Genomic DNA, 10181 nt, shown 5'->3' on the forward strand with positions numbered 1-10181 from the left:
GCCGCTCCCGGCCCTGCGCCGTGACTTTCGGGGCGTGACCTTCCCGACTCGCGCCGTACGATCCGGACGATGGACTCAGCCGGCTGCTACGAGACCCGTCACGGCGGCGGGAACGCTCTCGACACGCATCGCCATACCCGGCCTTACGCGGCGCTGGTGGTGGACGGCAGCCATGTCGAAGCCAGCATCGACGGACCGATCCTGTGCGAACCCGGCACGCTGCTGCTGCATCCGGCTTTCCATGCGCATGGCAATACCTTCGGCCGGCAGGGCGCGCGCGTGCTCAACCTGCCGCTGGAAGCCGACCTCAAGCTCCATCGCGCGGTGGCCTGCACGGTGCCGAGCCTGTCCGAGGCGCAGCAGGTCCTGCGCATGGCCGGCCCCCGGGCGGTCCGCGCGCTGTTCGAAGCCTCCGAGCCCCTGCAACCGGCCGCCTCGGACTGGCAGGCGGCCTTCCTGTTGGCATTGCGCGACTCCGATGAGTCCTGCGGTGCCATCGCCGCCCGGCTCGGGGTGAGCGCCGGCCACGCCAGCCGCGCATTCCGGCGCTCGCACGGCATGGGTCCGCGGGCGCTGCGCCTGGAGCTGCGCTGGCGACGCGCGCTGGGCCTGCTGACCGGTCCGGGTTCGCTGGCGGATATTGCTGCGCAGGCCGGCTTCACCGATCAAAGCCATTTCAACCGGGTGGTCCGGGGCTGCAGCGGGCTGACCCCCGCGCGGCTGCGCGCCCAGATCAAATGCGTACAAGACGCTTGCGGTTCGCGCATGGCGCAATCGGCATGACGGCCGCTCCACGGCCACCATCGCCGGAAACCCCATGTCAACGATTCGCTCGCTTCCCGGCAGCTGCCTGCTGGCCGCCCTGATCGCCGGTACGGCTGCCGCCAGCCGCCATGAAAGCTCGCCTGCAGCCCAGGACGCCATCGCCGCGTCGACCAGCGCCATTCTGCAAGGCGATGCCGGCCAAGCGCTCGCCGCGCTCGAACCCGTGCCGGCAGCAGAGTTTTCCGCCAAGGATGCCGGCTATCGCGCCTGCATGTTCGCCCGCCTGCAGCGCTCCGCACCGCCGCGCCTGGTCGAAAGCATCGAGGACGAATTCGTCGTGGAAGTCCTGCGCCTGTACCGGGACTATTGGTGGCACGCACTGCAGGCGCCGGCGCAACGCCAATCGCTCGAACAGCGCTTGCACGCCCAGCTGCAGGCACTGCTGGGTTCCGCGGCGGAGGGTGCTGCGGATTTCGACGCGCTCGAACCGATCCTCACGGCCGAACTGGAGCGGCGCGGCTTCCACGCACAGCTTGGCCGGACCCCGCCACTGCGCGAACTGATGCTGTGGCGCCGGCAGGACAGCCGCAGCTACGACGTGCGCTTGCCCGAGGGGCCGCATACCGTGCACGTGGAACTGCTCGATGATTTCGTCACCCGCGGCTGGTCGGCCTACGGCCGCTGCGAGCGCGGCTCCAGCGGCGGCTGGGCCACGGCCGAAAAGCTCTACGCGATCGTGCCGGCCTACGACAAGGATGGAGGTCTCGCATCGGAGGCGTTCCAGGTGGTGTTCCTGGGGCACGAAACCCAGCACTTCGCCGACCAGAACCGTTATCCGGGCATGGCGTCGTGGGAGCTGGAATACCGCGCCAAGCTGGTCGAGCTGGCGCAGGCCGAAACGGTCAGCGGCAAGCGGCTGCGCGGTTTCATGACCTCCCAGAGCGACAACATCGATTCGCCGCATACCTATGCCAACAAGCGCCTGATCGCGGCGTTGACGGCGCGCCTGGGACGTGCCCCGGACACAGTGCCGGTACCGGATCTGCAGGCCGCAGCGCGCGCCGAGCTGCTCACCGACAGCGCGCGCCGAGAGCCGGGCGGGAAATAGCCGCGCCAGACGAAGCTGCGTCGCAGCGGGGACCATGGGATGCGGCGCCGCGCGCACCGCACGGATCGGCATCGCGACGGGACAGGGTTCCGCAACGGGACGGCAGCCAGTATGGTGTCGGCGCGGACGCAAGGACACGTCCGGTGCGGATCTCCCCCGGACGCGCGCGGCATGGACATGGCGCGACGCATTCCCTCCTCTGGCACGGCAACCTTCATGACGACACAACAAACCCGCTGGTCGCAGTTCGGTGTGCTCATCACGGTGTTCTTTTTCTGGGGGTTCGTCGCCGCCAGCAACGACATCCTGATCCCGGTGTTCAAGAAGGCCTTCGACCTGACGCAGGGCCAGAGCCAGCTGGTGTCGGTGGCGTTCTACGTGGCGTACACCGTCGGCTCGCTGATCTATTTCGGCATTTCCAAATCGATCGGCCAGGACGTGCTGAACCGGATCGGCTACAAGAACGGCATCTGCCTGGGGCTGGTGATCTCGGCGTTGGGCACCTTGCTGTTCTATCCGGCGGCGAACGCAGGTTCGTTCGGCCTGATGCTGTCGGGGCTGTTCATCGTCGGGCTGGGCTTTTCGCTGCAGCAGATCGCGGCCAATCCGCTGGCGATCGTGATGGGCAACCCGAGCACCGGCGCGCAGCGGCTGACCATGGCCGGCGGCGTCAACAACTTCGGCACCACCATCGGGCCGCTGCTGGTCAGCGTGGCGATCTTCGGCAGCGTCGCAGCCGGTGGCACCGATGCCAGCATCGAAAGCGTCAAGACCCCGTACCTGGTGCTGGGCCTGGCCTTCATCCTGGTGGCGGTGTTCATCAAGTTCTCGTCCGTCCCCAACAAGATCGACCTGGATGCGGTGACCGAATCCGAAGCGCAGGACGAGGGCAAGCTGATCCACAAGGAATCCGCCTTCGCCTATCCGCAGCTGGTGCTGGGCATGATCGCGATCTTCGTCTACGTGGGCGTGGAGGTTTCGACCATCGCCAACCTGCCGGCCTATCTGGAGGAGGACCTGGGGATCTCGACCAGCCAGCTGGCGCCCTACGTGTCGCTGTACTGGGCCAGCCTGATGATCGGCCGCTGGACCGGCGCGGCCGGCGCGTTCGAGATCGGCGCCGGCGCCAAAAGAATGCTCACCCTGATCCTGCCCTACCTCGCCTTCGGCGTGTTCCTGGCGGTCAACCGGATCGCCCAGCATGAGGTGTCGCAGTTCTACGGCTATGTCTTCGTCATCGTGACCATGATCCTGGCCACCCTGGCCAGCCGCGGCAACCCGGCGCGGATGCTGCTCTACTTCGCGCTGTGCGGCATCGCGGCATTGCTGATCGGCATGTTCACCACCGGCAAGGCCAGCGCGGTGGCCTTCATCAGCGTGGGCCTGTTCTGCAGCACCATGTGGCCGTGCATCTTCGCCCTGGCGATCACCGGCCTGGGTCACAACACCAACCAGGGCAGCAGCCTGCTGATCATGATGATCATGGGTGGGGGCATCGTGAGCTGGCTGCAGGGCACGCTGGCCGACAGCGTGGGCATCCACATGAGCTTCTGGGTCGGCGTCGCCTGCTTTGCCTACCTGGCCTTCTACGCGGTGCGCGCCAGCGGCGTGCTGAAGAAGCAGGGCATCGACCTGGACAAGCTCGCCACCAGCGGCGGACATTGAGCGGTCGTTCCGCGCCCTCGTCCATGGAGCCCCGGCCGCGGCCGGGGTTCCCGTTTGCGATTGAAAAGACCCGGCCGCGCATCATCGCGCCATCGCCGGGAACGAATTCCCGCCAAGCATGATCGCGACACCCGATTACCGCGCATTGCTCGATACGGCCATCGCCGAGGCGCGGCAGGGCCTGGCCGAAGGCGGTATTCCGATCGGCGCGGCGCTGTATCACGACGACGGCCGGCTGCTCGGCTGCGGCCATAACCGCCGGGTGCAGGAGAACGACCCGTCCGTGCACGGGGAGACCGACGCATTCCGCAAGGCGGGCCGGCAGCGACGCTACCGCGACACCATCATGGTGACCACGCTGGCGCCGTGCTGGTACTGCAGCGGCCTGGTGCGACAGTTCGGCATCGGTACGGTGGTGGTCGGCGAATCGGTCAACTTCCGCGGCGCGATCGACTGGCTGCGCGAATCCGGGGTGCGGGTGATCGACCTGGCGGACGAGCGCTGCATTGCGATGCTCGGCGACTGGATCGCCGCCAATCCGGACGTGTGGAACGAGGACATCGGCGAGGCTTGAAGTGGTATGGCCCGGATGCGCGCCAAGCGAATGGCTTGGAGGCAACCGCGATGGACGCCTGTTCCTGAGCGAGGACATCGAGGTCGGTCCAAGCCAGCCGACGGTGCCAGGCCCCTCAGCGTCGGCGGCCACGGCACGCGCTGACCACGTTCAATGACTGCGTGCTGGGCCAACTTCAGGCCTGTCCGGACCACCCAATCCTGCCGGCAGAAGGCAACGGGGCGGGGTTTTCCGGGCTGCAGGTGCGGCGGACCCGGTCGCCAACCCGGCAAGCTTCCCCATGGGCTGATGCGTGGCAGGCAGGTCGCAGAGGCCGCCGGGGCTGGCGGGACTTCGACGAGGATCCACCTGGCAGCAGTCGGCATCCCGCCCCGACGGCACCGGGCGGTGGCCCGACGATAGGGAGAGCGCATCGATGTCGCCGCGACGCCGAGGGCCGCGGACGCAATGCGGGCGACAACATTTCAGTCAGGATTGCTCCGGCAAGATCGTGTCACGCGGCTGTCATGACCCCCGTCCTGGCGCTCCGCTCCCCCGGAATTCCGCTTCCGGCTTCCCGCCGGACGCGCAAGCGTGGATCGATCGATGCATTGGACCCTGTTCCCCGTTCTGGCGCTCCTGGTTGCGCTGGTCGTTGTCTCCGGCAAGGCGGTGCGCTGGAAGGCCGCGACGCTGTCGCTGCTCATGCTGGCGCTGAGCAGCTGGTGGCTGATCGACCGCCTGAGCGGCGATGGCTTCAATGCGGCCGCGCTCTACCACATGCACGCCGACCTGGAGGGCGCGGGAATCAGCGAATTCAGCGGCCTGATCGCGACCTTCCTGGGGCTGGTCGTGCTGTCGCTGTGCGCGTTGCTGCTCCCGCGCGTGCGCCGCTTCCGCGACGTCGCGCATGGCGACGGGGCGCTGGCGGCCTTCGCCTGCGTACTGTTGGTGGCGGTGGCGATCAGCCCGCTGCCGTCCGATGCCCTGCGCCTGTACCGCAACCAGCGCCCGGTCGACTACAGCGCGGTCGCAGGTGAATACGTCAAGCCATACCAGCTGATCCGCCGTCCCCGCAACATCGTGTGGATCTACGCCGAGAGCCTGGAGCGCACCTATCTGGATCCGGTGGCCTTTCCCGGGCTGACGCCGAACCTGACCCGGTTGGCCTCCCAGGGCCTGGACGTGCGCGACCTGGACTCGGTCGAAGGCACCGGCTGGACCATCGCCGGAATGGTGGCTTCCATGTGCGGCGTGCCCTTGACCACCACGCCCGGCGACGAAAACAGCATGGGGCGCATGGCCCGGTTTCTCCCCGACGCGGACTGCCTGGCCGACTACCTGGGCCGGCAGGGGTACAGCAATCATTTCGTCGGCGGGGCCGATTCCGCGTTCGCCGGCAAGGGCCGGTTCCTGCGCAGCCACGGCTTCGAAGACGTGCGCGACATGGCCTATTACCGCGACCGCGGCGTCGCGCCCGCGCATTTCTCCGAATGGGGCCTGCACGACGATGTGCTCCTCGAGGACGCCTGGCAGCGCTTCCAGAGCCTGTCCCGTGCCGAGCGCCCGTTCATGCTGGTGGCGCTGACCATGGACACCCACCATCCGGCCGGGCACCTGCCGGTGTCATGTCGCGGCCAGCCATATCGCAGCCGGCATGGCGACATCGGCCTGCTGCACGCGCTCAAATGCAGCGATCGCCTGATCGGGGCGCTGGTCGACCGGATCCGCAACAGCCCATACGCCGACGACACCCTGATCGTGGTGTCCTCAGACCACTTGGCGATGCCCAATGACCTCAGTCCGGTGCTGGCAGATCTGCACCGCGAGAATCTGCTGCTGTTCCTCGGCAAGGACATCGCACCACGGCAGTTCACGGCCAGCCGGGGCAGTCCGCTCGATGCCGGCGCCACGTTGCTGCAGCTGCTCGAACCCTCGATCGACGCGATCGGCTTCGGCCGTTCGCTGCTGGCCGCCCGACCGGCTCGCAGCGCCAGCGCGGCCGCGCGTGCGGGCGACGATGACGCCTATCCGCGCTATCTGGCCTATTCCCGCTCGCTATGGACCCCGGACAGCAGTGGCGACCTGCGCATGGACGGCGATGGCCGGATCGCGATCGGCGGACAGCGGGTCGAGCCGCCGGTGCTGCTGCAGTACGACGACGAAGGCAGGTTGAGTGGAATCACGCTGGAGGACACCGTGCGCCAGCTCGCGCGCATGCGGCCTGGAAACGTTGCGGCCTATGTGCAGCGCTGCATCGCCTTCGAGGACCGGGTGCTCGACAACGAGTGGTGCGCGCTACTGGTCGACCGCGAGCGTGGCGCACGCCTGGTCGGTGAAACCCAGCTGCGGCGCGGCGTGCACGTGGATGCGGTCTCCGGGCGACCGGCACGCCATGGCGCGCGCGCGCGCCAGCCGGTGACCATCGCCAACCGGATCGAGAACGCCGACCGCGGCCGTTACCTGCTGCAGCTGTGGACCCAGCAGCGTCCGGGCACGCCGTTCTGGCTGGAAGCGGTCTCCGCCCAAGGTGAGATCGTTGCGACCCACTGGGTCCGGCCCGACGCCCTGGGCAGGATCTCGCTGCCGCTGGTGCTGGAGCGGCCCACGGACGTATTGCGCCTGCGTGCATGGCTGGATCCGAGCGAACGTTTCGCGGTCGAACGCCATGCATTGCTGCCCGTGCGCACCTATGCAGCAGCGCGCAAGCCGGCTGCAGGCGCGTCCGCACGCACCTCGCGTTCGCGCGGCTGACCGCCGCCTGGCGGTCGCTGCCGGATTCCGGACCCCGGCGCGCCGTCCGCTGGCGCTCAGAGGCTGCCGCTCAGAGGCTGCCGTTCAGAGACTGCCGTTCAGAGACTGCCGTTCAGAGGATGTAGCGGCTCAGGTCCGGATCCTGGACCAGCTCGCCCAGGTGCGCGTCGACATAGGCGCGGTCGATCACGACCTCGCCGCCCTTGTCGGGCGCGTCGAAGCTGAGGGTGTCGAGCAGCCGCTCGAGCACGGTATGCAGGCGGCGGGCGCCGATGTTCTCCTGGCGTTCGTTGACCTGGGCGGCGATCTCGGCGAGCAGATCGATCGCGTCGGCCGAGAACGACAGCGCCACGCCTTCGGTCTTGAGCAGCTCCACGTACTGCCGGGTCAGCGATGCCTTGGGCTCGGTCAGGATGCGCACGAACTCGTGCTTGCCCAGAGCGCCCAGTTCCACCCGGATCGGGAACCGGCCCTGCATCTCCGGGATCAGGTCGGACGGCTTGGCCAGATGGAACGCGCCGCTGGCGATGAACAGGATGTGGTCGGTGCGGACCGCGCCGTACTTGGTGCTGACGGTGGAGCCTTCCACCAGCGGCAGCAGGTCGCGCTGCACGCCTTCGCGGCTGACGTCGGCACCGTAGCCTTCGCTGCGCTTGGCGACCTTGTCGATCTCGTCGATGAAGACGATGCCATGCTGTTCGCAGGCCTCGATCGCGGCTTCGCGCACCTCATCCTCGTTGACCAGCTTGCCCGCTTCCTCCTCGATCAGCAGCGGGCGCGCTGCGCGCACCGGCATGGTCTTGCGGTTGGTCTTGCTGCCGGCCAGCTGCGAGAACATCGAACGCAGCTGCTGGCCCATTTCCTCCATGCCCGGCGGCGCCATGATGTCGACGCCGACATTGATCGCGGTTTCGATCTCGATCTCGCGCTCGTCCAGCTCGCCTGCGCGCAGCTGCCGGCGCAGCTTGGCGCGGGTATCGCTGTCGGCGGCCGAGGGCTCGGCTGCGATGTCCTGCGCGTTCGGCGCGCCGAAGCCGAAGCCGCCAGCGCGGCGCGGCAGCAGCGCATCGAGGATCCGGTCCTCGGCCCGCTCCTCGGCCTGGTGACGCACGCGCGCCTTGGCCTGCTCGCGGTAGAGCTTGACCGCGGTGTCGGCCAGGTCGCGGATGATCTGCTCGACGTCCTTGCCAACGTAGCCGACCTCGGTGAAGCGCGTGGCTTCCACCTTCACGAACGGCGCATTGGCCAGCGTGGCCAGGCGCCGCGCGATCTCGGTCTTGCCCACGCCGGTGGGGCCGATCATCAGGATGTTCTTAGGCATCACCTCGTTGCGCAGCTCGTCGTCGAGCTGCATCCGCCGCCAGCGATTGCGCAGGGCGATGGCGACCGCGCGCTTGGCGGCCTGCTGGCCGACGATGTGGCGGTCGAGCTCCTGCACGATCTCGCGCGGGGTCATGGTGGCGGAGTTGTTCTGGGTCTTCGACATGGGATCCTGCGTGGGGAGCGATTGCGTAAGAGCTCCCTGTAGGAGCGCCTCTTAGGCGCGACATGCTATTCCGGATGGAGATTCGGCACCGGTCGCGCCTAAGAGGCGCTCCTACAAGGGCATCAAAGTTCTTCGACGACGATGTTGCGATTGGTGTAGATGCACACGTCGCCGGCGATGTTGAGCGCTGCGGTGGCGATGGCTTTGGCATCCAGCTGGGTATGCGCCAGCAGCGCCCGCGCCGCGGACAGCGCGTACGGGCCGCCGGAACCGATCGCGACCAGGCCGTCCTCGGGCTCGATGACGTCGCCGGTGCCTGAGACGATCAGCGAGGTTTCCCGGTCGGCGACCGCGAGCAGCGCCTCGAGCTTGCCGAACCGGCGTTCGGTGCGCCAATCCTTGGCCAGTTCCACCGCGGCGCGGGTCAGCTGGCCGTGCTTTTCCAGTTTCGATTCGAACAGCTCGAACAGGGTGAAGGCATCGGCCGCAGCCCCGGCGAACCCCGCCAGCACCTGCCCGTCCTTGCCGAGCCGGCGCACCTTGCGCGCATTGGCTTTCATCACCGTGTTGCCGAGCGTGACCTGGCCATCGCCCGCGACCACCACCCGGCCCTCGCGGCGAACCGAAAGGATGGTGGTGGCGTGGAATACGTTGGGATTGCGGCTGGGATCCATGCGGCCTCCTGCGGAAGCTCCATGGATGGGGATGCCGTCGAGGCGACGCAAGCCCGCGCCGCGATCGATGGTCCATCACGATCAGCCTCGCGCCGCCGCGGGGCCGTGAACAGGGGCACGGCGAAGCTTTCCTGGACGCCGCAGGAAGGCATTCGCGGCCAAGGCCGCTCCCACGCACAGATCGTGCGTCGGGGGCGTAACCCGAACTACTTCCGTTTGGCCCGCGGATGCGCGGCGTCGTAGACCTTGGCCAGATGCTGGAAGTCGAGGTGGGTGTAGATCTGGGTGGTGGCGATGTCGGCATGACCGAGCAGTTCCTGCACGCCGCGCAGGTCGCCGGAGGATTCGAGCACATGGCTGGCGAAGGAATGCCGCAGCAGATGCGGGTGCACGCGCTTGAACAGACCCTGCCGCTGGGCCAGCTGGCGCAGGCGCAGCTGCACCGCGCGCGGGGTAATCGGGCCGTTGCGGCCCGGGAACACCGGCGCAGCGCTTGCCACCTGCGCGTGCGCGCGCCATTCGGCCAAAGCCGTGCGCGCGTGCGAGCCCACCGGCACCACGCGCTGCTTGCTGCCCTTGCCCAGCACGGTGACCGTGCCGCCGTCGAGGTCGAGGTCGTGCCAGCGCAGCTGGCACAGCTCCGACAGGCGCAGCCCGGAGGAATAGAACAGTTCCAGCAGCGCGCGATCGCGCAGCCCCAGCGGAACGTCGGTGGGCACCTCGACCAGGCGCGCGGCCTCGTCCGGATCGAGCACCTGTGGCAGCTTGCGCGGCGCCTTGGGCGCGCGCACCCCGGCGGCGGGATTGGCGGGGATGCGCGCGTGCTTGAGCAGCCACTGGAAATAACTGCGACAGGCGGACAGGCGCCGCTGCAGGCTCTTGGGCGAAAGTCCGCGCCGGTGCTCGGCGGCGATGAAGGCGCGCAGCTGCTCGGATTGCAGCGCCGACAGGTCGTCGCTGCCCTGCGCCTGTGCCCACGCGGCAAGCGCATCGAGATCGCGCTTGTAGGCATCGAGCGTATGCGCCGACATGCGGCGCTCGACCTGCAGATGCGCGAGGTAATCGTCGATCATCGTCGACGCGGCCAATGCATGGGAAGCCCGCTGTGGGGGGGGGGGGGGGGGGGGGGGGGGGGGGGGGGGGGGCGCCGCGCGGCGGGGGGGCGGGGGGGGGGGC

8 protein-coding genes are annotated in these 10181 nt (G+C 68.5%); 5 read left to right on the plus strand and 3 right to left on the minus strand.

The window, feature by feature from the left end:
- Positions 1–69: 69 nt before the first annotated feature.
- The 5 genes from MC380_RS06240 (at position 70) to MC380_RS06260 (ending at position 6845) form a co-directional block, all read left to right on the plus strand.
- Positions 70–783, plus strand: a complete 714-nt coding sequence (locus MC380_RS06240) for a helix-turn-helix domain-containing protein (RefSeq protein WP_242163682.1) — start codon at positions 70–72, stop codon at positions 781–783.
- Positions 784–817: 34 nt separating this feature from the next.
- Positions 818–1873 (plus strand): hypothetical protein, encoded by a 1056-nt coding sequence (locus tag MC380_RS06245; RefSeq protein WP_242163684.1) that lies wholly within the window; start codon positions 818–820, stop codon positions 1871–1873.
- A 216-nt stretch (positions 1874–2089) separates the two neighbouring features.
- Positions 2090–3538 (plus strand): MFS transporter, encoded by a 1449-nt coding sequence (locus tag MC380_RS06250; protein WP_242102448.1) that lies wholly within the window; start codon positions 2090–2092, stop codon positions 3536–3538.
- A gap of 118 nt (positions 3539–3656) precedes the next feature.
- A complete protein-coding gene (locus MC380_RS06255) occupies positions 3657–4112 on the plus strand; it encodes a nucleoside deaminase (RefSeq protein ID WP_242163686.1) in 456 nt (151 codons plus the stop codon).
- 585 nt (positions 4113–4697) lie between these two features.
- Positions 4698–6845: a phosphoglycerol transferase I gene (locus MC380_RS06260; protein WP_242163689.1), complete on the plus strand. Its 2148-nt coding sequence runs from the start codon at positions 4698–4700 to the stop codon at positions 6843–6845.
- A gap of 112 nt (positions 6846–6957) precedes the next feature.
- Here MC380_RS06260 and hslU read toward each other — a convergent pair whose 3' ends face one another.
- The 3 genes from hslU to xerC all read right to left on the minus strand — a co-directional run bounded on the left by hslU (position 6958) and on the right by xerC (position 10078).
- Positions 6958–8331 (minus strand): ATP-dependent protease ATPase subunit HslU, encoded by a 1374-nt coding sequence (gene hslU / locus MC380_RS06265; protein WP_242102445.1) that lies wholly within the window; start codon positions 8329–8331, stop codon positions 6958–6960.
- A 122-nt stretch (positions 8332–8453) separates the two neighbouring features.
- Positions 8454–9005, minus strand: coding sequence for an ATP-dependent protease subunit HslV (gene hslV / locus MC380_RS06270; protein ID WP_242102444.1), 552 nt, complete (start codon positions 9003–9005; stop codon positions 8454–8456).
- Between the two features lie 206 nt (positions 9006–9211).
- Entirely contained in the window at positions 9212–10078 is an 867-nt protein-coding gene (gene xerC, locus MC380_RS06275; protein WP_242102443.1) for a tyrosine recombinase XerC, read from the minus strand.
- Positions 10079–10181: the final 103 nt, after the last annotated feature.

Source organism: Lysobacter sp. M15 (assembly GCF_022662515.1).
Lineage (GTDB): Bacteria > Pseudomonadota > Gammaproteobacteria > Xanthomonadales > Xanthomonadaceae > JAKPBU01.